Origin of the sequence: Streptomyces phaeolivaceus (assembly GCF_009184865.1) — a bacterium.
In the GTDB taxonomy this organism is placed as follows: Bacteria; Actinomycetota; Actinomycetes; order Streptomycetales; family Streptomycetaceae; genus Streptomyces; species Streptomyces phaeolivaceus.
Genome location: NZ_CP045096.1, coordinates 3,518,627 through 3,541,159 on the forward strand (window position 1 = coordinate 3,518,627; position 22,533 = coordinate 3,541,159).

The 22,533-nt window shown below is 72.7% G+C and carries 14 protein-coding genes and 1 pseudogene; 6 read left to right on the plus strand and 9 right to left on the minus strand.

The features are described from left to right. Nucleotides 1-66: 66 nt before the first annotated feature. From F9278_RS16530 to F9278_RS16540, 3 genes are all read right to left on the minus strand, one after another. Nucleotides 67-3,825 carry an ABC transporter ATP-binding protein gene (locus F9278_RS16530; RefSeq protein ID WP_152169034.1) on the minus strand — a complete coding sequence of 1,253 codons (3,759 nt, stop codon included), beginning with the start codon at nucleotides 3,823-3,825 and terminating at the stop codon, nucleotides 67-69. 333 nt (nucleotides 3,826-4,158) lie between these two features. Continuing rightward, nucleotides 4,159-5,247 carry an esterase-like activity of phytase family protein gene (locus F9278_RS16535; protein WP_152169035.1) on the minus strand — a complete coding sequence of 363 codons (1,089 nt, stop codon included), beginning with the start codon at nucleotides 5,245-5,247 and terminating at the stop codon, nucleotides 4,159-4,161. A 72-nt stretch (nucleotides 5,248-5,319) separates the two neighbouring features. Continuing rightward, a complete protein-coding gene (locus F9278_RS16540; RefSeq protein WP_226967296.1) occupies nucleotides 5,320-6,213 on the minus strand; it encodes a serine hydrolase in 894 nt (297 codons plus the stop codon). A gap of 233 nt (nucleotides 6,214-6,446) precedes the next feature. Between F9278_RS16540 and F9278_RS16545 the strand changes: the two genes are divergently transcribed. Continuing rightward, on the plus strand, nucleotides 6,447-6,812 hold the full coding sequence (locus F9278_RS16545) for a DUF4180 domain-containing protein (RefSeq protein WP_152169037.1): 366 nt from the start codon (nucleotides 6,447-6,449) through the stop codon (nucleotides 6,810-6,812). Here F9278_RS16545 and F9278_RS16550 read toward each other — a convergent pair. Next, entirely contained in the window at nucleotides 6,717-8,105 is a 1,389-nt protein-coding gene (locus F9278_RS16550; protein ID WP_152173904.1) for a phosphatase PAP2 family protein, read from the minus strand. The genes F9278_RS16545 and F9278_RS16550 overlap by 96 nt on opposite strands. A gap of 517 nt (nucleotides 8,106-8,622) precedes the next feature. Between F9278_RS16550 and F9278_RS16555 the strand changes: the two genes are divergently transcribed. From F9278_RS16555 to F9278_RS16565, 4 genes and pseudogenes are all read left to right on the plus strand, one after another. Continuing rightward, entirely contained in the window at nucleotides 8,623-9,426 is an 804-nt protein-coding gene (locus F9278_RS16555) for an endonuclease I family protein (protein ID WP_152169038.1), read from the plus strand. A gap of 178 nt (nucleotides 9,427-9,604) precedes the next feature. After that, a pseudogene (locus tag F9278_RS16560) lies at nucleotides 9,605-9,922 on the plus strand (hypothetical protein); the annotation flags it as partial. 65 nt (nucleotides 9,923-9,987) lie between these two features. Continuing rightward, a complete protein-coding gene (locus F9278_RS46225) occupies nucleotides 9,988-10,134 on the plus strand; it encodes a hypothetical protein (protein ID WP_193241522.1) in 147 nt (48 codons plus the stop codon). Between the two features lie 168 nt (nucleotides 10,135-10,302). Then, a complete protein-coding gene (locus tag F9278_RS16565; RefSeq protein WP_193241523.1) occupies nucleotides 10,303-11,814 on the plus strand; it encodes an FG-GAP-like repeat-containing protein in 1,512 nt (503 codons plus the stop codon). Nucleotides 11,815-11,942: 128 nt separating this feature from the next. Here F9278_RS16565 and F9278_RS16570 read toward each other — a convergent pair whose 3' ends face one another. The 3 genes from F9278_RS16570 to F9278_RS16580 form a co-directional block, all read right to left on the minus strand. Beyond that, nucleotides 11,943-13,967, minus strand: coding sequence for a hypothetical protein (locus F9278_RS16570; protein WP_152169039.1), 2,025 nt, complete (start codon nucleotides 13,965-13,967; stop codon nucleotides 11,943-11,945). An 83-nt stretch (nucleotides 13,968-14,050) separates the two neighbouring features. Next, a complete protein-coding gene (locus F9278_RS16575; RefSeq protein ID WP_152169040.1) occupies nucleotides 14,051-15,211 on the minus strand; it encodes a tryptophan 7-halogenase in 1,161 nt (386 codons plus the stop codon). Between the two features lie 32 nt (nucleotides 15,212-15,243). After that, the gene (locus F9278_RS16580) at nucleotides 15,244-18,336 is read right to left on the minus strand and encodes a LodA/GoxA family CTQ-dependent oxidase (RefSeq protein WP_152169041.1); all 3,093 of its coding nucleotides are present in this window, start codon (nucleotides 18,334-18,336) and stop codon (nucleotides 15,244-15,246) included. Nucleotides 18,337-18,694: 358 nt separating this feature from the next. On the opposite strand from F9278_RS16580, the gene F9278_RS16585 reads away from it, so the two are divergent. Beyond that, a complete protein-coding gene (locus F9278_RS16585) occupies nucleotides 18,695-19,594 on the plus strand; it encodes a YncE family protein (protein ID WP_193241524.1) in 900 nt (299 codons plus the stop codon). Here F9278_RS16585 and F9278_RS16590 read toward each other — a convergent pair. Together F9278_RS16590 and F9278_RS16595 are read right to left on the minus strand one after the other, a co-directional pair. Next, complete coding sequence (locus F9278_RS16590; protein ID WP_152169043.1) at nucleotides 19,546-20,616, minus strand: hypothetical protein; 1,071 nt, start codon at nucleotides 20,614-20,616, stop codon at nucleotides 19,546-19,548. The two genes, F9278_RS16585 and F9278_RS16590, sit on opposite strands and share 49 nt — an antisense overlap. Further along, nucleotides 20,613-22,532, minus strand: coding sequence for a ferritin-like domain-containing protein (locus F9278_RS16595; RefSeq protein WP_152169044.1), 1,920 nt, complete (start codon nucleotides 22,530-22,532; stop codon nucleotides 20,613-20,615). Before F9278_RS16595 ends, F9278_RS16590 begins: the two co-directional genes overlap by 4 nt. Between the last annotated feature and the right edge of the window lies 1 nt (nucleotide 22,533).

Genomic DNA, 22,533 nt, shown 5'->3' on the forward strand with positions numbered 1-22,533 from the left:
ATCCCAAGGCAGGGGTCCGACCGCATAGGGACAGATGTCACCGGCACACGCGAAAGGCTCCCGGCCTCAACTCCGCGCCCTGACCTGGTCCCCCACGAACGTCCGCCACAACCGCGCGTACAGGCCGTCGAGTCGGAGCAGCTCGTCGTGCGTACCGTCCTCCGCCACCCGGCCGTCGGCCATGAGGACGACACGGTCGGCGCGGGCGGCGGTGGTGAGCCGGTGGGCGACCACGAGCGTGGTGCGGCGGCCGGCGATGCGGTCGGTGGCGTGGTTGACCTGGGCCTCGGTGGCCAGGTCCAGGGCGGCCGTCGCCTCGTCGAGGAGCAGGATGTCGGGGTTCACCAGCTCCGCGCGGGCCAGCGCGATCAGCTGGCGCTGTCCGGCGGAGAGGTTGCGGCCCCGCTCGGCGACCTCGTGGAGGTAGCCGCCGTCGAGCGTGGCGATCATGTCGTGGGCGCCGACGGCACGGGCGGCGGCCTCCACCTCGGCGTCCGTGGCCTCGGGACGGCCGTAGGCGATGGCGTCGCGGACCGTCCCCTGGAAGAGGTACGCCTCCTGCGGGACGACACCGAGGCGGTGACGGTACGAGGTGATGTCGAGGTCGCGCAGATCGGTGCCGTCGACGGTGACCCGGCCGCCGGTGGGGTCGTAGAAGCGGGCGACGAGCTTGACGAGCGTCGACTTCCCGGCTCCGGTCTCCCCGACGAAGGCGACGGTCTGCCCGGCCGGGATCACCAACCGCACCCCGCTGAGCGCCGCTTCCCCGTCGAGGGTGGCGCCGTACGCGAAGTCGACGTCCTCGAAGGCGATGTCACCACGCAGGGAGAGCACCTCCAGGGGTGCGGAGGCCGCCTTCGTGGACGTGGGCTCCCGGAGGAGTTCCTGGATGCGGCCCAGGGAGACGGTGGCCTGCTGGTAGCCGTCGAAGACCTGGGAGAGCTGCTGGACGGGGGCGAAGAACAGGTCGATGTAGAGGAGGTACGCGACCAGCGCGCCGGTGGTGAGGGTGCCCGCGTCGACGCGGTGGGCGCCGACGATCAGGACGGCCGCCGCCGCCGCCGAGGACAGGAACTGCACGAACGGGAAGTAGATCGAGATCAGCCACTGGCCGTGGACACGGGCCTGTCGGTAGCTGTCGCTGCCGGCCGCGAACCGCTCGCCGCCGTCGCGCTCGCGCCGGAACGCCTGCACGATCCGCAGCCCCGCCACCGACTCCTGGAGGTCCGCGTTCACCACGGACACCCGCTCCCGGGCCAGTTCGTACGCCTTCACGCTCGCCCTGCGGAAGTAGACCGTGCAGACGATCAGCGGCGGGAGCGTGGCGAAGACCACGAGGGCGAGCTGTACGTCGAGCACCAGCAGGGCACCCATGATGCCGAAGAAGGTGACGACGGAGACGAAGGCCGTGACCAGTCCGGTCTGCAGGAAGGTCGAGAGGGCGTCGACGTCCGTCGTCATCCTCGTCATGATCCGGCCGGTCAACTCCCGCTCGTAGTAGTCGAGTCCGAGGCGCTGGAGCTGGGCGAAGATCTTCAGCCGGAGCGAGTAGAGGACGCGTTCGCCGGTACGGCCGGTCATCCGCGTCTCGCCGATCTGCGCCGCCCACTGCACGACCACCGCGAGCAGCCCCAGCAGGGCCGCGGCCCAGACCGCGCCGAGGGCCGCCTGCGAGACGCCGTCGTCGATGCCGTGCCGGATCAGCACGGGCAGCAGCAGCCCCATGCCCGCGTCCACGGCGACCAGGGCCAGGCTCAGCGCGAGCGGCGTCCCGAAGCCGCGCAGCAGCCGTTTCAGACCGTACGACTCCTCCGGCGCGACCGCGCGGGCCTCGTCGACGGCGGGGCTGTCGGTCGCCGGGGGCAACGCCTCGACCTGGGCGAGGAGTTCGGGGGTGGCGGGGGTGCCGTCGAAGGCGGTGTCCCGGGGCTCCCGGTCCCCCGTCCACAGCCGGGGCGTGATCCCGCGCTCGGCGTCGAACTCGGCGTCCAGCTCGTCCCGTATCGAGTCGCGTACGGGGGTGTCCTGGGCGGAGGGCGGGGAGGACACGGACCGGACGTGTCCGGGCGAGACGCCGCCCAGTTCGTCGGGGTCGGTGAGCAGACGGCGGTAGAGCGCGGAGCGGCGCTCCAGCTCCTCATGGGTGCCGATGTCGGCGAGGCGGCCCTCGTCGAGGACGGCGATGCGGTCGGCGAGGTTGAGGGTGGAGCGGCGGTGGGCGATCAGCAGGGTCGTACGGCCCGCCATGACGTGCTGGAGCGCCTCGTGGATCTCGTGTTCGACGCGGGCGTCCACCGCCGAGGTCGCGTCGTCGAGGACGAGGAGGCGGGGGTCGGTGAGGATCGCGCGGGCCAGGGCGACGCGCTGCCGCTGGCCGCCGGAGAGGGTGAGGCCGTGCTCGCCGACCTTGGTGGCGTAGCCCTCGGGCAGCTCGGCGATGAAACGGTCCGCCTGGGCGGTGCGGGCGGCGGCCTCGATCTGCTCGTCGGTGGCGTCCGGGCGGCCGTACGCGATGTTGGCGCGGACGGTGTCGGAGAAGAGGAAGGAGTCCTCGGGGACGAGCCCGATCGCGGCCCGCAGCGAGTCGAGGGTCAGTTCGCGCACATCGTGCCCGCCGATGAGGACGGCGCCCCGGGTCACGTCGTAGAAGCGCGGGAGGAGGAGGGAGACGGTGGACTTCCCGGAGCCGGAGGAACCGACGACGGCGAGGGTCTCGCCGGACCGGATCTCGAAGCTGAGCCCGTCGAGAACCGGCCTGGTCCTGCCGGGGGCGCCCTCGTACCCGAAGGACACGTCGTCGAACTCGACGGTCGCGGGCGCGTCGGCCGGGAGGGTCTTGGTGCCGTCGCTGAGGCTCGGCTCGGTGTCGATCAGCTCCAGGACGCGTTCGGTACCGGCGCGGGCCTGCTGGCCGACGGTGAGGACGAGCGCGAGCATCCGGACCGGGCCGACGAGCTGGGCGAGGTAGGTGGAGAAGGCGACGAAGGTACCGAGCGTGATATGGCCGCGCACGGCCAGCCAGCCGCCCAGCGCCAGCATCGCGACCTGGCCGAGGGCGGGGACGGCCTGGAGGGCGGGGGTGTACCGGGAATTGAACCGGATGGTGCGCAGGCGGCCGGCGAAGAGCCTGCGCCCCACCTCCCGCAGCTTCCCGGTCTCCTGCTCCTCCTGCCCGAACCCCTTCACCACGCGTACGCCGCTGACGGCGCCGTCGACCACACCGGCCACGGCGGCGGCCTGGGCCTGGGCGTACCAGGTGGCCGGGTGCAGCTTGGCGCGGCTGCGGCGGGCGATCCACCACAGGGCGGGGGCGACGGCGATCGCGACCAGGGTGAGCGGGAGGGAGAGCCACGCCATGATCCCGAGGGAGATCAGGAACAGCAGGACGTTGCCGATGGTCATCGGCAGCATGAAGAGGAGACCTTGGATCAGCTGGAGGTCGCTGGTCGCCCGGCCGACGACCTGGCCGGTGGACAGCTCGTCCTGCCGGCGGCCGTCGAGCGCGGTGATCGTGCCGTACATCTCGGTGCGCAGGTCGTGCTGGACGTCGAGGGCGAGGCGTCCGCCGTAGTAGCGGCGGACATAGGTGGAGACGTACACGAGGAGGGCGGCGACGATCAGGGCCGCCGCCCAGGGGGCCATGTCCCTGGTGTTGTCCCCGATCACGTCATCGATGATCACCTTGGTGATCAGGGGGACCAGCGCCATCACGGCCATGCCGGCCAGTGACGCGCCGAGGGCGAGCACGACGCCCTTCGGGTACCGCCACGCGTATCCGGCCAGCCTCCGCGCCCAACCTCGGTCGCCCCCCTGCTGCGCTGCCACGCCGGTGCCCTCCGTTCGTCGGGGTGGTCCTGGTCTCCGCAAGACACCAACACGGCTGAAGTGGGATTTCATCCCCCCGCAATATTTGGGGGCGCCTGGAGGGGTGGGGGTGCGGGTTCGTCGGCGGGTGCGGGTGCGTGGGGGCTGGTCGCGCAGTTCCCCGCGCCCCGGAAGAACCAGGCCCCCGCGGGCCTGGAAGGTGGCGGGGCCGCGCCCCTGGAAAGCAGGGGGCGTAGCCCCTGCTTTCCAGGGGCGCGGGGAACTGCGCGAGAAGCCCCACCGGGCCCGCGGTCGTCGACGTACCCGCGCCGCCCGAGCTGTCACGCGCCCGTCTCAGCCCACCCGGACCCGGAGCGAGATGAACCGGGTCGTCTGAACGGCGTTCTGGTTGTCGTCGCTGACCAGAAGCACACTCAGCCGCCCCGAGCCGACCCCCCGACCAACGCCAACGCCAGCACCCGCACCCGCACCCGCACCCGCACCCGTGACAGTCATCCCCTCGATGTTGTCGAGCAGAGGATTCGGCTGCGGCTGCTTCGCCGTGGCGCCCAGGTCGGGGCAGTCCACGAGATCGGCGAGCAGGGTCTTCCGGACGAGCCGCACACCGTCCCCCTCCCCGGTCAGCACAGCCACCGCACGCGTATCGCTCGCCCGCCGCACATCAGCCACGTACAGCCGAACCGTGTTGCCGACCCCCGCCGTGAACCCCCGCTCCAGCACGAGCAACCGCCCGCCCGTCAACCCCACCACCTCGACGACCCCGAGACCCGTGTCGGCCCGGTAGCCGTACTGCGTCGAGAGCCGGAGGTCCCGCCCCCCGCCACCGTGCCGCTGCCAGGTCTGGAGGCGGACGACCCCGGCGGCGTCACCGGAGAGCGCGCCCTCCATCGAGGCCAGCAGCGTGCGCCCGCCGGGCAGCAGGGTGAGCCCCTCGAAGGTCTGGTTGGTGACGGCCCGCCCGGCCGGGGCGACCTTCAGCGCGTCGGGCACGGGCAGGCTGCCGAGGATCCGCCCGAGCCGGTCGTAGCGCCGTACGGTCGGCTCCGTCTCGGAGGTGATGAGCCGGGTGCCGTCCCGGTCGACGACCACCGCCTCGGAGTCGAGCGCGGCCCCGGTCTCCGTGGCGAGCGGGACGACGCCCTTCGGCCGGAGCGTGCGGCGGTCGAGGGTGAAGAGGGAGGACCGGTCGGAGACGGCGAGCAGCGAACCGTCGCGGTCGACGGCGAGGCCGGACAGGTTCCCGACGAACGTGTTCTCGTACGTCGTCTTGTCGAGCGCGTCGGAGTAGCCCGTGATCGCCACGGACGGCGAACAGGCCTGCTCCCGAGGCGAGTCGGCGTGCACCGGCCCGGCGGCGGCGAGGGTGGTCGTGGCCGCCGCCAGGCCGGCGGTGAGGGTGGCGAGGAGCGTTCTCAGAGGCATCCCGTCACGGTAGGACGACACCGGTGATACGGAGATGGCCTCACCGTGAACGTCCGGATGTCATCCGCCCCGCTACTGGGCGCCCCCGGCCTCCGGCACCGGCACGGTCGCCTCCTGCGGCCGGTCCGTGGGCACGTACCGCTCCACACTCACCGTCGCCCCGGACGCCGTCTTCTTCGCGGGCACCAGGTCCTTGTGGATGGCCTTGGAGACGGCCTGGATCGTGTTGACGCCGTACCGCATGTCCGGGTTGCCGTGGGTCAGGACGGTGATCGTGTAGTCCCGTCCGCCGCCCACGAACGTGCCCACGCTGTGCACCCGCCACCCGTGCGTGGCGCGGGACAGCCACCCGTTCTTGACGTGCGCCTTCACCGTGGACGGCGCCCCCGCCGGGGTGCCCCAGCGCTGCGAGGCGACGACCTGGTTCATGAGCTTGAGGGTGTACGCCCGCGCGTTGTCGCTCAGCACGGTGTTCTTCGCGGTGAGCAGCGCGAGCAGCCGCTGCTCGTCCCGGACGGTGATCCGGGTGAGGCCCCAGTAGTTGTTCGCCCCCGGCTTGGTCTGCGTCATCTTGGCGGCCGTGAGGAACGCCTGGATCTTCTTCACGCCGAGCTGCTTCCACAGGGTGCTCGTGGAGGCGTTGTCCGACTTGGTGATCATGGCGGTCGCGAGCTTGGTCTCGCGGTCGGTGAGGTACCGGTTCGTCTTCTTCGCGTCGAAGAGCAGCGCGGCGAGCACGGTGACCTTGACGACGCTGGCCGAGTCGAAGGCGGTGTCGCCGCGCAGCGTGCAGGTGGTGTCGGTCGCGCGGTCGTACAGGCCGACCGCCACCGTCCCCTTCCGCTTCGCCAGCGCCGCCGTGATGTCCTTCTTCAGCTTGTCGGCCAGGCCGGCCTGTTTCGACGTACAGGTGACGGCGGGCGCGGCGGACGCGGCCGGCGCGAACGCCACCGCCGCCGACGTCATGGCCATCCCCGCGCCGATCCCCGCCGCAAGCACACGCGTCCGTCTGGACGTCCGTGACACCCGGGATACCCCCGATATCCGGTGAGTCATAAAAACGCTTCCCATCCCGTTGAGTGACTGGAACCCGCCTCTGGCGGATTCACCACAGTCGACTCGCAAGAGTGGCCGATAGTTGTACGTCAGTTCCCATCGGATGAGTTCGGGGGCGGGCCGACCCCGTAGCCTCGGGTCCCATGACCATCGGCTTGCAGACGATCCACGACGTTCCCGTTCTGATGTGCGCCCGCGAAGGCGATGTGATCGCCGAGGAGGGCGACGCCCTGGATCTGATCGGTGATGCCGGGTACCAGGGCGCCGCCTGGGTCGTCGTGCCCGTCGAGCGTTTCGACGAGCGGTTCTTCGAGCTGAGCACCCGCCTCGCGGGCGATGTCATACAGAAGTTCGCGCAGTACCGGGTGGGCCTCGCCGTCGTCGGTGACATCTCCCGTCACACGGCGGCCAGTTCAGCGCTGACGGACTTCGTCCGTGAGTGCAACCGCAACCGGCAGACGTGGTTCGTGGGGGACGTCGACGAGCTGCGGGAGCGGCTCAGGGGCTGAGGCACCCGGCGCCGGGGCCCGCACCGGGGCCTGTATCGGCACCGGCACCGCCTCCGCCGTCCAGCGCCGGTCGAGCCGGAAGTAGCCGTACACCACCGAGGCCGTCGTCAGGAGGAGGAGTGGTCCGTACACCCAGGGGTGTCGGGCCATTTCCACCGGCAGATAGCGGTAGGCGACCAGGAGCGCGACGAAGACCGCCGCGCCGTGGGCGACCAGCCGTATGCCCGAGCGGTCCCAGCCGCGGTCGATCGTGCGCAGGGCCGTCTCGATGGTGAGGGTGAAGACGACACCGGCGATGAGGTCCACGCCGTAGTGGTAGCCGAATCCCAGCGTCGCGGTGAGGGTGGCGACCAGCCAGAACGTGCCGGCGTGGCGCAGCGCGCGCGGGCCCCGGCGGGAGTGGATGAAGATCGCGGTGGCCCAGGCCGTGTGCAGGCTGGGCATGCAGTTGCGTGGCGTGATGTCGTCGTACGGCATGGGGTGCGGGGTGCCGATCGGCGGGGATATGTCGGGCCACAGGTCGGCCAGCGCCCAGTGTCCGCCGCCGGTGCCGAAGGCGCCCGAGCCGTAGGCGAAGACGGGCCCGACCACGGGGAAGATCATGTAGATGCCCGGTCCGAGGAGGCCTATCAGCAGGAAGGTGCGCACCAGGTGGTGGCGCGGGAAGCGGCGTTCGACGCCCACGTGCCGCAGTTGGTAGAGCGCGACGACGACCGCGGCCACGGCGAGTTGGACGTAGACCCAGTCGAGGAGGGTGGAGCCGACCGGGCCGGTGGCCCGGAGCACGCGGCCCACCACCCAGGACGGGTTGCCGAGCGCGTGGTCGGCGGTCGCCAGATACGGGTCCAGCACGGTCGGGCGGGTCTTGGAGGTGATCAGCAGCCAGGCGTCACCGGTCTTGCGGCCGGCCACCAGCAGCAGACCGAGGCCCACGCCCTTGAGCAGCAGCGTCCGTTCGCGGCCGGTGCGGCGGGTGACGGCGAGGACCGCGCAGCCGAGCAGCACCCACAGCGCGCCGTTGCCGAACATCGTCTCGGCGTCGAAGGCCCAGCGCACCAGGAAGAAGACGAGGTCGACGCCGAGCGCGATCCCGAGGGCGACGAACCGCTGCCGCCAGGTGAGCACGACCATCATCAGCGCCATGCTGGCGTACAGCAAAGGCCCCGATTTCGGGGCGAATACCACTTCTCGTGCCTGGTTGGTGATCGGCCCGGGAAGGCCGTATCCCCGTGCGGCGATCTCCAGCGCGAGAACGAATCCGACGGCCGCGACGGTCACCGCGGCCCACAGAATCACTCTCGGCCGGCGCCATGTGGTGGACGCGAAAGCACTGCGTATGCGCGGGACGGCCCGCGAGGCTATGGGTATCACCTAGCCGACCGATGCCTTGTTCGGTCGGCCAGGTCTCTTCTCAGTGGGCAGCATGACTTCCCGGTGAGTGGGCGGGTCACGGGTGAGTGACGGGAGGGTGAACCGGACCACGACGGACGTGATCGCTCTATTGAAGACTGTCAATCGCCTGTCAGGGTTGCTCGGAACCAGTCAATTCTGTGCGACGGATCACGGTCCCAGCACGCCCGAATCCCCACGTCAATGAGGGTCTCCCCTCGACTCGGGGCACCGGGAGGGGAGTTGGGTCACGGGGGTTGCCCCGTTCTCCATAACGTCACCGAATCGCCTTCCCTTCGTAACACATGGACTGACCCGTCCATGCCAATCTCTCGGTTACCCACACAGTCAACCCGCGTAGAACGAGGCTCCCCGAACCAACTCCTCGCGCTGCGCGGCCCTCTGGGAAGGGACACCTCTCATGCCCTCTGCGCGGATACGCAGTTGGAAGTCGGTCGCTCTCGCGACGTCGGCCGTGCTCGTCGGTATCGTCCTCCCGGCGGCCACCGCCACCCCCGCCTCGGCGACGACGACCGCGTACGACGACACGTACTACGCGAACGCGATCGGCAAGACCGGTACGGCCCTGAAGTCCTCCCTCCACACGATCATCAGCGACCAGACGACGATCTCGTACTCGGCGGTCTGGAACGCGCTGAAGGTCACCGACCAGGACCCGAACAACAGCAGCAACGTCAAGCTGCTGTACAGCGGCATCTCCCGCAGCAAGTCGCTCAACGGCGGCAACTCCGGCAACTGGAACCGCGAGCACGTGTGGGCCCAGTCGCACGGCGACTTCGGCACCTCCGCCGGCCCCGGCACCGATCTGCACCACCTCCGCCCCGAGGACGTGGCGGTCAACGCCAGGCGCGGCAACCTCGACTTCGACAACGGCGGCAGCAGCTTCACCAACAGCGGCGGCAGCCTCGTCGACTCGAACTCCTTCGAGCCCCGCGACGCGGTCAAGGGCGATGTGGCCCGCATGATCCTGTACATGGCCGTCCGCTACGAGGGCGACGACGGCTGGCCCAACCTGGAGCCCAACGACTCCGTCAACAACGGCGGCACCCGCTACCACGGCCGCCTCTCCGTCCTCAAGAGCTGGAACGACGAGGACCCGCCGGACTCCTTCGAGGAGCGCCGCAACGAGCTGATCTACAGCAACTACCAGGGCAACCGGAACCCGTTCATCGACCACCCCGAGTGGGTCGAGGCGATCTGGTAGCAGCACCGTCCGGCAACAGCCACGCGCATCGAACCCCTGGTCCGGCGGCCGGGGGTTCGCCGCGTTCACCGCGTTCACCGCGTTCACCACGGCCCCTTTACCCGCCCCTGTGTGAATTCACAGGCGGCTGCCAGCCACGCCACAGTGCGCGCCCATGCCGTCGCCGCACGGTGCGGTGGTGACATCTGCCACCGATCCACGCCCCCACGCCCCGCACACCACCGAGGCCACCGGCGCCGAGCCACCATCACCGCCGGCCGCGCCCGCCACTCCCGTACGGCCGCCGGAGGCCGCACCGCGCTGGTCGCTCCCCGCGCTGATCGGGATCATGGTCCTGGCCGGGGTGCTGTACTCCTGGAACCTGTCCTCCTCCGGTCTGAACAGCTTCTACAGCGCGGCCGTGCTGAGCGGCACGGAGAGCTGGAAGGCGTGGTTCTTCGGCTCGCCGGACGCGGGGAACCTCCTCACCACCGACAAGCCGCCGTTCGTGCTGATGGGAGCGTGGGGGAGGGCCGCGGACCCGGCGGCAACTCCTCCCTCAGCTCCGAGGTGACCGCCTGGGTGCAGGAGAACGGCACGGCGGTGAAGGCGAGCGAGTACGGCGGCAGCGACACGTCGTCGGACAGTGACAGCACCGGTGACAGCGCCGGTGACAGCACCAGCCAGTCGGCGAGCGTGTACCGCCTGGACGCGTCGGACGTGAAGTAGACGCACCCCTCCCCACGGGAGCCCCCGGACGCACGCGCGTCCGGGGGCTCTCGGCAGTTACCCATCCATGACATTCGGGCGTACAACCGGTGAACCCCCAGTCGAGTCGGACTACTTGGACGCGGCGCCCCCGCCACGCCGGACCCCACCGACCCGAAAGGCACGTGCATGTCACCAGCACGAGCAGGAGCAGTACGCAGCACCCGCACCCGCGCGGCACGCGTGAGCGCCCCCTTGGCAGCGGTGGTGCTGCTGGCCGGAGGCCTGACCGCCCTGTCGCTCGGCCCGGCCGCGGCGGCCCCCGCGAAGGTGGGCGCGGCGGACGACTTCAACGGTGACGGATACGCCGACCTGGTGGTGGGCGCCCCGAACGGCAAGGTGTCCGGGAAGGCCAAGGCGGGCTATGTGACCGTCCTGTACGGCTCGAAGAGCGGCGTCTCCCCCTCGAAGTCCACGAAGAGGAAGCTGATCAGCCGCTCGACGAGCGGTGTCCCCGGCTCCGCCACCGCGAACCAGCGCTTCGGCTCGACGTTCACCAAGGGCGACCTGGACCGGGACGGCTACGGTGATCTGGTGATCGCGGGCGGTACGGCGGGCTCGGTGATCGTCTGGGGCTCGGCGTCCGGGCTGACCGGCGGTACGAGCCTCGCCAAGTACGGGGCGGCCCCGCAGGCGGGCGACTTCGACGGCGACGGCAAGACCGACCTGGCGCTGTTCTCCGCGCAGTCGGTCGGCGGTGACGACCCCGAGGGCGCCCCGGCGGCCCTGTGGAAGGGCCCGGTGTCCCGCGCGGGCAAGCCCGCGGCCGTGCTCAACCTCCTCGACAAGTCCCTGTGGTGGGGCTGGTACGAGGACGACGCCTCCTGCGCGACCGGCCACGGCTGCGAGAACGGGCCCTCCTCCATCACCGGCCCGGTGGTCTCCGGCCAGGTCGGCGACGTCAACGGCGACGGCCGCGACGACCTGGTCCAGTGGCACTACACGGGCGACGGCACCTGGGGCAACCGCCTGCTCCTGGGCGGGAGTTCGGGCTTCACCCGGGGTTGGGCGCCCGGCGACGACACGAGCCGCGACCCGGCGGGCACGGGCATCGGCGATGTGAACGGGGACGGCTACGACGACGTGGTCGTGGGCGCGGAGGGCTGGTCCGACCAGGTCCGGGTGGCGTACGGCTCCGCCGCCGGTCTCTCCGAGGCGAACACCGAGACCTTCGACCAGGACCTCCCGGGCTTCCCCGGCGCCCAGGAGGACGGTGACCTGGTCGGCTCGGCGGTCTCGGTCGCCGATGTCACCGGCGACGGCTACGCCGACATCGCCCTCGGCATCGCGTACGAGGACGTCACGGACATCACCGACACGGGCTCGGTCGCCCTGGTCCCCGGCAGCGCCTCCGGCGTCACGGGCGCGGGCACGAAGGTGTTCCACCAGAACACCGCCGGGGTCCCCGGAGTGGCCGAGGCGGGCGACCGGTTCGGCACCACCACGGCCCTCCTCGACCTCGACGGCAACGGCCACCCCGACCTCGCCACCGGCGCCCCCGCCGAGAACAGCGACAACGGCGCCGTCTGGGTTCTCCCGGGCACCGCCACGGGCCTCACCACCAAGTCGGCCCAGGCCTTCGGCCCCGGCGACGTGGCAGGCCCGACGACGGACGCGACCTTCGGGGCGGCCCTGCGCTGAGTGCCGCCCGCCGCCGGTCGGGCGGGACCGCGTCCCCGCGGCCCCGCCCGACCGGCCTCCGTCACATTGCTCCGCCTCGGTCCTCCGCCTCGGTCCTCCGTCTCAGTCCTCCGTCTCAGTCCTCCGTCTCAGTCCGAGAACAGCGCCGTCTCCGCCGCCGTACTGCTGAATCCGTTGGTCGTCGTGATGCGCAGCCGGACGTCGTCCCCGGGCCGGAACTGGCCCCGGTCGAGCTGGACCGTGGGCTCCTTGAGCCCGACGCCCAGGGTCTGCCAGGTGCGACCGCCGTCCGCGCTGACCTGCGCGGAGTAGGAGAGGTCGGGCTCGGGCTCCCGGTCGAACTCCAGGTCCATGCCGAGCATGCCCTCCTCGACGCCCGCGAGCCGCGCGGCCCGTAGCGCGGGCGGGCTGCCGCCCGGCCGGAAGGTGTCCAACACCCGGCCGTCCACGACCAGTTCGACGGCCTCCGGGGCCGGTCCGGCGGGCGTCACCACGTCGATCAGACCGGTCCGGTCGGCGCCGGGCTCCGGTTCCGAACTCAGTTTGACCGGCACCTGGATCTCCCGCGGCGGGGTCCCGCCGCCCTGGAGGATCCGCAGCACGGCCGTCGGCTCCTGTTCGCCGCCCGCCGCGCCGTTCGCCGCATCGCCCGCCACGCCGTCCGCCGCGTCGTACGGCGCGGGCTGCCCGGCCGGCGGCCCCGGGAGCACGGCCGGACGTTCCACCGGGTTGACGAACCGGATGCTGCCCTCACCCCGGGTCAGGTTCACCGTGCCGACGACACTGACGAGTTGCTGCTCGGGCGCGCCCTCCGGGCCTGGGCCCGCCATCGCCCGTCGGCCGGGACCGGTCGAGGTCACCCGGGTCGCGACGCGGGTGGGGCGCCGGTTGTCGGGCCGCCCGCCGCTGCCGCCGTAGCCCGCCATGACGGCGGCGGTCAGCGGCGGGGCCGACGGAACCATGGGAGTCGGCTCGGAGCCGTAGCCGTAGCCGTAGCCGTACTCGTGGTCGGGGCCGGTGCCGATGCCGGTGGTGCCGGGGCCCGTGCCGGACACGAGGGCGTCCTCGGCGAGCAGACGGCGCCGGATGCCTTCGTAGGTGTAGGAGCTGAGCCACTGGCAGTCGCAGTAGGTCATGACGTCGTGCCACCGCTCCCCCGGCAGCGCCGTCATGGGCAGACCGAGGGCCGCGTCCCCGACGTCGAAGCCGACGAACGCGTGGGTCTCGTCGCCGAGTTGCCCGTTCTTGAAGGGGTAGTTCAGCAGATCGTCGTGGCTCTCCGTACAGAAGCCGGGGTGTCTGCGGCCCAGGGTGTGGCCCAGTTCGTGGGCGCCGTACCAGTCGCCGAACGCGCCGTCGAAGTCCCAGCCGAAGTCACGGGAGCCGCACGGTCCCGACGCCACGGTGGTGGGATCGGGCAGGCGCGGTACGCCGGAGGCGGCGCCGCGCAGGAAGAAGCCGCTGTCGGCGACCATCCCGTAGTAGTGGGTGCGCTGGTCGCCGCCGGCGCTCATGTCGAGCGCGCGGAGCGCGGCGAGCTGGGCGTTGACGTGCACGGCCTCGAAGTCCGGCGGGACGAGCGCGTCGACGACACCTCGGGTGCTGATGACCTCGGCCACCGGGTAGGCCCGCCGGAGCCAGGACTCCAGCGCCTGGTAGTCCTTCTCCCGTGGGGTGCGGACGGTGGCCGGGCTGCCGTACCGGTAGCGCACGCCCAGGACGCGCAGGCGCAGCGGGGGCCCGGCCTTGAACCAGACGGTGGGTCCGGCGGGGCCGGTGAGCGGCAGCGGGATCCCGCTGACCGCGTCGACGACGTTCACCGCCGTCACGCTGAGCGGGCCCTCGGCCGTCAGCCAGCTGGGCAGCACGAAGTTGAGGCTGAGCCCGGCGTCCCCCCGGCAGGCGGCGAGGGAGTGGGGCCGGGTGGGATCGAGGGTCACCGTGTTGACGGAGGCGATCGTGAGGGCCGGTTCCGCCGGGGAGCGGCGGGCGGCGATCACGCCCCGCACCGTGACCGACGGGCCGGAGGTGGCCTTGACATAGAGGCGGACGACGGTCGTCTTTCCCGCGATCAAGGTCACCGAGTGGTTGAGATCCTGTACGGCTTGGGTGATTTCCGACGCGTCCAGGACGCAATGCGACTGCGAAGCCATGGCCGAACCCCCAGAGCGGGTGGTGTGGGTCCCCCCGAACAGGTGGTTTTCGAACAGATGGGTTGCCCCTCTCCCTGTTCACTCTAGTGGCGGGGTTCCTGGGCCGCGCGTCGGCGGACGGGCCGGTGGTCAGGTCCGTGGTCGGCTCCCCGCCGTTGCCAGAACGGCAGTTCCGGCCAGCGGGTCTCCGCCGCGTAGGCCAGCGTGTGGTGGTGGGCGTAGGCGGCGGCGACTCCGTCGAGGAAGTCCGTGTACGAGGCCAGGACCGGTCCGTGCGGCGCGCCCGCGAGGCACAGGGCGGCGGCGAGACCGGCGCGGGCTCCGCTGTGCAGGGCGGTGAGGATGCCCTGCGAGGAGAGCGGGTCGAGGGCGAGCGCCGCGTCCCCGGCGGCGATCCAGCCCCGGCCGCCGTACGGCGTGAGGCGCAGCCCGTGGGCGGCGCTCCAGCGCGGGACGGGCGGGTCGGCGCGGTCCCCGGCGGTGAGACGGGCGCCGATGTGCCGGGTGCGCAGGGCCGCGCGCAGGAACCCGTCGGGGGTGCGCAGCCGGGGGTCGGCGAGGTCGGGGTCGGTGAGATGGGCGACGATGCGACCCACGGGCGTCAGCGTCGTGTACCACCAGCCGCCGGGCACCGCCTCCACGACGGTCCTGGCCTCCCGGTCCGACTCCCCTTCGGGCAAGCGTTCATGACGGTGCATCAGGGCATGGGTGGCCACCAGCCGGTCCTGGCGGCGGCGGACGGCCCGGCCCCGGGTGAGGGCGGCGTGCCGTCCCGTCGCGTCGACGGCCCAGGAGCAGCGCACCTCCCGGATACCGCGCCCCCGGCGTACGAGGAGGCGCAGGCCGGGGCCGTCGTCCACGAGGTCCACGGCCCGCCCGGGGAGCGGTTCGGCGCCCGCCGCGTGGGCCGCGTCCCGCAGGAACGCGTCGAAGCGGAGGCGGTCCAGCTGCCATCCCGCGCCGTACGGGTCCTGCACGGGGCCGCGTTCGTGCAGCGCGGGTGAGCCCCAGGAGACGTACATCCCGGTGGAGCGCAGATGCGGCGCGGCGGTGGCGGCGGGCCACAGGGCCAGGTCGCGCAGGAGGAGCGCGGCGGCCGACGGCAGGCTCTCGCCGACCTTGTGGGCGCCCGGCGCGGGCTCCGGTGGGTCGTCCACCAGGGCCACGCGCCGCCCGGCCCGCGCCAGCACGAGGGCGGCCACCGCACCGGCCGGTCCCGCGCCGGCGACGACGGCGTCGTACATCTTGCACGTCGTCGTGGACCCGGGAGGGGCGCTCATCGGTTGCCCGGGAAGCGGGCGACCTTCTCGATGAAGCCCGCCGACAGCTCCTCGTCGGGTTCCTCGGCGAGGGAGACGGCGGTGGCGAGGACGGCGTCGCGCAGCCGTTCGTCGGCGGCGAGCGGCACATGCAGGCTCAGCAGGTTGCGGCCGAACGGCGGGGCGGGCTCGGCGGGGAAGGAGACCTCGGACTCCACGAGCATCTCGGCGGGCAGCAGGGGGTCGTCGGTGGCCCCCGGCCGGCGTTCGACCAGGCCGAGCCGCCCGAAGTCCTTCACCATCGCGTTGATGGTGGCCAGGTAGGGCGTGGGCAGCCAGCGGTCCCAGTTGGCCCGCCGGGCGAACGCGGCGAGCCGTTCCTCGCGCGGGCGCGTGGTGTCGACGGCGATCAGATAGTCCTCCTCGGCGAGGACGTGGTTGGGCACCCGGGCGGGCCAGAAGGTCGGCAGATACGGGTCGTGGCGCTTCTCGTACCCGGAGCGGCAGCTCGCGGTGTCCGTCTGCCAGGGCACCGCCATCCAGCGGGTCAGGTCGCCGGGGCCCTGGGCGTACAGCGGCCCGTCGTACGCCAGGGCGGCCTGCGGGGTGAGCACCCTGCCGTAGGGACGCTCGGGGTTGTCCTTCGACCGGTGGCGGATACGGAACGGCGCGCTGTACATCGTGGTGTGGCGCAGCGGCCAGGTGATCTCGCAGCCGGGGTGGAAGGCGTCGGCGATACAGAAGGACAGGGCGGCGCGGTCCAGGGCGGCGGGCCGGGCGGCGAGCGGCAGCCGGTCCAGCGGCCGGGGTGCGGGGGCGGCGCCGGGGACGAGGTCGGAGACGAAGTCCCCGGCGGCCCAGAGCGCCAACTGCCGTGTCTGGAGGGGGGAGAGGGCCAGGTGCTGGCGGGCGGAGACGGCGGGCAGGCTCATCGCGTCGCCGTAGACGGGCGGCCAGGGGATCGGGGAGGTGCCGTCCCGGTCGGGGTCGCGCATGGTCTTCGAGATCTGTCGGCGCAGCTCCGTATGGCGTGGGCCGGGGTCGGCGAGGGCGGCCAGCAGCCCGGGGTCGAGGAAGTGTTCGCGTCCGCCGTGTCCGAAGAGGGTGGCCAGGCCCTGGTTGACCCATTGCAGATCGCACAGGCGGCGCAGGATCGGCAGGATGTCGTGGGTGAAGGACACCGGCTCCGGCTCGGGGAGCGCTCCGGCCGTGACGAACGCGTCGCGCAGCAGGTCGTACAGCGTGCGTACGGACTTCAGCTCGGGGGCGTAGTTGGGCGGGCCGACCACCACCCAGGCCGGTTCGACCGGCAGGGCACGGCCCTCGACGCGGACCTCGGCGGTGACGGGGCCGTCGGAGATGTCGTCGTACCAGCCGTCGTTGTTGGCGAAGGTGTCGGCCTCCTTGCCGTCGGCGGACTCGGCGACGCCCCGGCCGCCGAGGAAGATCAGCCGCCCGGCGTCGTCGGTGCGCAGCTCGCCGAGGTAGACCGGGATGTGGAGGAACCGGCCGGTGTCGAAGCGCAGTTCGGGGCCGCCGGACCGGTCCCGGCCGCGTACGGAGCGGGGGCCGGGGTCGATGGCCAGCCCGTCCCGGTCCGCGCCCCCGACCCGCGGGTTGCGCAGCCGGCTCTCCTCGGTCCGCGCGGCCTCGGGGATGTCCAGGGCCAGCTGGAACTGGTACCAGGCGGGCTTCTTGTTGGCGACGTGCGCGGTCCAGCGGATCTCGGCGTTGTCGGCGGTGAGTTCGGCCACCGGTTCCCCGGCCGCGTTGTAGCCGTAGATACGGAACCGGGCCGCCTGCCGCTTCAGGGCGCCGGTGGCGTCCTTGTACGAGCCGGTGGGCAGCGGCGGTTCGTCCTCGGTCTCGGGGGCGAGGAAGAACTCCTCGGCGCTGTCGCCGACGCGGGCGACACCGATCGCGGGGTGGATGGCGGCCCTCACGATCCGGGTGTCGCGGGCCGGGGGCTCGGTGGACGGGGGCCGGGCGGGGCCGGGTTCGGCGGCCGGGACGCCGTTGGCGTCGCGGCGCCGACCGGCCGAGGCCTGGTAGACCGTCGCGCGGGCCTCGGCGATGCTGCCGGCGGGCTTGTGCTCGGCGAGGCTGTGCCAGGGGTTGAACGCCAGGTTGGCGCCGTACGCCGCCTGGCCCCGGCCCCGGACGTCCTGCCGGGCCAGGGTCAGCCGAGCCACGGGCACGGGGGCGCTCGCGGACTCCTCCCAGCGCACGGTCGCCCGGTCCAGCGGCATGGCCTCCGCGTCCGTGCGGAACTGCACGAGCAGGTCGAAGGCCGCCTCCCCGGCGGCGAGCCGGTGCGCGAGGTCGGCCGCCAGATGGCCGGGGTTCTCCTCGGGCGGGGTGGCGGCGGGGTCGGCGGGGGCGCAACCGGCGGGCACCAGCTTGTACTTGACGAACCGGTCCGCGCCGAAGGAGTACGGCAGCACACCCCAGTAGGTGGCCGTCAGCGCGCTCTCCTCGGGCTTCGCCATGTCGTCGAGGATCCGCCGGGTCACCGGGTGGTCGCGCAGATAGGACTCGTAGTCGTTGTGGACGACACCGGCCCGGGTGAACTCGCACATGTCGCGGGCCGTGTCGACGAAGAACACGTCGTGGTTCTGCAGCAGCAGGTCCTGGGTGTCGGCGTCGCCCTCCCCGGCGAGCAGCTTGGCGCCGGGCACCCCGAAGAGCTTGACGCCGACGCCGACCGTGGTCAGCAGGTCCGGGCGGCTGGGCACGGTGTCGCTGGAGAACCGCACCCAGGCGGTCAGCCCCTCGGGCCGCTGCCGGGCCAACTCCAGGAATCCGACGCGCAGTTCCTCGGGAAGGTCCGCGCGGACGGTGAGCGTGCCACGGGCGGTGCCGTGCGGTTTGAGGAACACCGGCCGCTCCACGGGATCCTGCCCGCGTGCGATACGCCCGCCCTGGGACCGGTCGACGAACATCTCCTTCAGCGCGGCCCCCGGATCCGACGCGCAGTCCGGCTCGGCGGGTCCGTCGTTCTCGGCGGGGCCGGCGGGTCCGTCGTTCTCGGCGGGGCCGGTGGGTTCAGAGGATCCGGCGGGGCCGGTGGGCTCGGCGGGTCCGGAGGAGGAAGCGGAAATGACGGCCATGGCTCGATCTCCCGCGATTGGCGCTACCGGGGCCGCACCGGACGCACAGGCTCATGGAGCGCTGTACAGGCGCGCACCGTCCGTACAGCTCCCCATGCTGACAAACAAGCGTGCGACGCGCGACCGAGGGACGGGCCGCTCCGTCCCGCACGGGCCGCCGCCGTCCGGGCCCGGCGGCGCCGAGTCGCACGTCCCCCGGAACACCACCAGACTGGACAGCGGGCCCACGCCGCCGAACGCGCCCACCGCGCGCCGCGCGACCGGCGCCCCAACGTCCCCGCACCCAACGTCCCCACCCCCAACCGTCCACCCCAACCGTTCACGCCTCACGCGCGAACGGGAGTCGGGAGGTGCCGTCATGGCCACCGAACACGACAGGCGGGACCGGCTGGCGGCCGAACGCGCCGACACGCCGTTGGTACGTCTCCTCGACACGGCCCGCGCCAGAGGCCACGAGATGGTCCGGCCGCCGGACCCGACCGCACCGCCCGCCCCCTCCGCCCCGGCCGCACCACGCCCGCTCTCGACGATCCGGGTCGGTGAGAGCCCGCACAGCCTGGCGGTCAGCCCCGACGGCACCCGGCTGTACGTGAGCGACTTCAAGGCGGACTCCGTGGTGGTGGTCGACCTCCCCCGCGAGGAGGTCGTGGACACCGTCGCGGTCGACGACGGGCCCTACGGCGTGGCGGCGAGCCCGGACGGCACCCGGCTGCACGTCGCGGTCCCCGACACGGAACTCCTGCTGAAGATCGAGTTCCCGGACGACGTCTCCGGCAGCCACTTCGGCCACGCGCCCTACGGCGTGGCGGCCGGCCCCGACGGGCAGCGCGTCTATCTGGCGCTGGCGCTGGAGGACCGGGTGTGGGTCACCGACCAGTTCGCCATGGGCGACTTCGCGTCCGTCCCCGGCCTCGACTTCCCGGTCGGCGTGGCGGTGAGCCCCGACGAGAAGTACCTCTACGTGACGCACTACTTCGCCGGCCGGGTGTCCGTCGTCGACCTCGGCCGCACCTCCGTCATCTCCACGATCCCCGTCTCGAACGGCCCCTACGGCGTGACGGTGACCCGCGACGGAAGCCGCCTGTACGTGGCCCACTTCCCCTACGGCACCGTCTCGGTGATCGACACCGCGCGCGGCGAGGTGACCGACACGATCGCCGTCGCGGACGGTTCACGCGGCGTGGCGGTGAGCCCCGACGGCTCCCGCCTCTACGTCACCGACTTCTTCGCCGGAACGGTGTCGGTGCTCAGGCCGTAGCGGGGCGGCACGACGCCGCCCCGTCCGCGCAGTGTCGAGCGGGTGGTGTCGATCTCGTCCTGCCAGACGTCCGCCGTGAAGGCGCTCTCGTAGAGGCGCAGGCAGGTGCGCAGATGGTCGTGGTGGGCCACGCGCAGCCGGGTCGTGTAGTGGGCGCACAGGGCGTCCACCGGGACACCCCGGGCGGCGGCGTCGATCACGGCGGCGGCCAGGATCGCCGTCCGCAGGGCCTGTGCGGTGCCCGTGCCGCTGAGCGGGTCCTGCCGCAGGGCGCCCGCGCCGACGACCAGCCGGCCCCCGCCCGCCCGGGGCGCCCCGGGCGGGACGGCCGGGGCCAGATGCACCCTGGGCGCCGCCGCCGGTGCCACGGCCGTACGCGGCGGGCGGCTCAGCAGGGCGGCGAGCGGGGACTCGGCGAGGACACGGGCGAGCAGCCCGGCCGGGTCGGCGGCGGGGCCCGGGACCATCGCCTGGACCAGACAGTGGTCGCCGCCCAGCGGGGTGAGCTGGAGCCAGCCCAGCTCGGTGCAGTCCAGGCGGGCCGTGGTCCGGTCGCCGCCCCGCCGCAGCGGGGCGGTACCGGCCAGCAGCGTCCGCCGCCCGCACTGCCGGAGCACGGACCCACCCGGAACGGCGCCCGAGGCGGCGTCCGCGGTGACGGTCCACTCGGGCGGTTCGCCGCTCCCGGGCGGTTCGGCCCTCCCGTCGCCGAGGTCGAGCAGCTCCCGCATCCGGGCGGCCAGGGCGGCGCCGTCGACCGCGTACGCCCGCTGCGGGAACCGGGGTGAGCGCTCCCCTGCCCCCCACCGCACCTGTCGGTGGGTCAGCCACCAGCCGCCGCGCGGGAGTTCGTCGCCCCAGAGCGAGCCGAGCAGGTCCAGCGCCGGTCCGGTCAGCAGCAGCGGGCGGAACGCCGGGCCGGCCGGCGGCGGGGCGGGCCGGACCCGGTGGCCACGGGCGAGCAGCAGCCGCGCGCAGGTCAGTTCCGCCAGCCCCGAGCCGGCGATCGCGACCAGGGTCACCCGCCGTCCAGGGCGGTGAGTGCCGCGAGGACGGCCTCGACGTCGGCCGTGTGGCGCCGCGCCAGCCGCAGCAGTCGCCGGTCTCCCTGGACGAGGACCCGCAGCCTCTCGGTGACGGTCGCGGCCGCGTCCCGGGTGAGCCGCCGGTAGGCGGCGCTCAGCTCGGCGGCGGTGCCGCCGTCCTGGTCGGGCAGGTCCGGCATGGTGAAGCGCGGGCCGACACCCCGGTCCGCGAGCACATGATGCAGATCGTGCATGTTGGTCATCACCAGACGGGTCTGGGCCATCAGCGCGCCGCCGGCGCCGTCGAACCGCTCCAGCGACGCGCGCAGCGTCCCGAGCAGCAGCACGTAGTACTGGTCGCAGACATCGAGCAGCCCGGTCTCCGTAGCGTCGCGGGGGGCGCCGAACCGGCGCAGGTACCGCTCCTCCTCAAGCCCGGCCAGATGCCCCTGCACCGCGAGGAAGCGGCGGTGGTGGTCGCCGCCCTCGTCGATGATGAGCTTGATGAGGTGGGCGAGCCGGTCGCTCTGCGGGAAGAGGTCCGGCTGTCCGACCACGGACGCGTGCAGCGCGACGTACATGCCGTCCAGGCCGTCGGGGTCGTCCGGATCGTCGGCCGTGTGCCGACTGGGCGCCTCCACGTCGACGAACCACTGCAGCCGTTCGGCGGTGAGCCGTTCCAGCCCGAACTGGTGGTCGACCTCCCGGTCGATGACCTCGGCCCGGTCGAGCACGGGCTGCCGGCCGAACATGGCGAGCGCCTCGTTGACCCAGCGCAGATGGCGCATCTCGTCGACCGCCACGGCGAACACCTCCTGCCCGGCCGCGTGCGCCCGGCGGGTGAGTTCGTCCGCGCTCCGGGGCAGGGACAGCGGCGCGTTCAGCGAGTAGTGGGCGTACAGGTACTCCACGCACAGCGCGTGTTCCACCCCGGCCAGCCTGATCAGTTCCTTGGCCACGTCCTCCGGGCTCATCAGGTCGCGGCGCGCGGCGGCCACGGCGCGCGCGGCCGGCGGGGGACTCACCGGCTCCGCCTGCTCACGGTCGTCGAGGACCACGGGCAGGACGTTCCAGTCGCTGATCAGCCGCGGGTAGGTGAACTCCAGCGCGGTGCGCCGGCCTCCCTCGTCGCTGGCGAGGTCGGCGGCGGGCGGGGTGCTCCGGTCGGCGCGCAGGAAGTTGACCTCGGGCACACTGCCGTCCGTGCTGCTGGTGACATCGGGTTTGGAGGCGGCCCAGTAGAAGCAGCCGCAGTCCCGGAAGTCGTACTGCCAGGGCGCGCACAGACTGCGGGTCAGTTCGCCCGGCCGGTACACGTCCGGGTCGATGACGCCGTCCGCGTCGAGATAGCGGGCCCGTGGGGCGGTCAGTACGACGGACTCGATCCGGCCTTCCGGGTCCAGCTGCACGGAGCTGCTGCCGTTGAGCCGCGTGCCGTTGAGGTCGGGCACGGCCGGGGGCGGTGTGCCGGGCGGTCCGAGCGGTTCGAGGAGCACGGTGACGGCGCCGGCCAGCAGGTCGTGGACGTGCCGCCAGACGTCCAGGCCCAGCAGTCCCGCGCAGTCGACGGTGGGGACCCGCCGCTCGCTCTGGTCCACGGTGGTGCGCCCGCACAGGGCGCGTACGTACAGGGGGCGGGCGTCGGACAGGTCGGCGTCGGTCAGCCCCTGTGACCGGGCGGGCTCACCGGTGAAGGCGAGGACACGTGCCCCCTCGCCGCGGTGGAAGTCGACCCTGAGCCCGGGGAAGAAGCCGGTGTCCAGGTTGCGCTGGTCGAACTCCAGGCCGGGGAAGCTGTTGTCGACGCCGCTCTCGGGGCGGGTGCCGACGGGGTTGCCGGGCACGCGGTAGTCCGCGCGGGCGGTGAGGTTGCGCGGAAAGAACTTCCCGTCGGGGGCCGGAAGGTCGGGCATG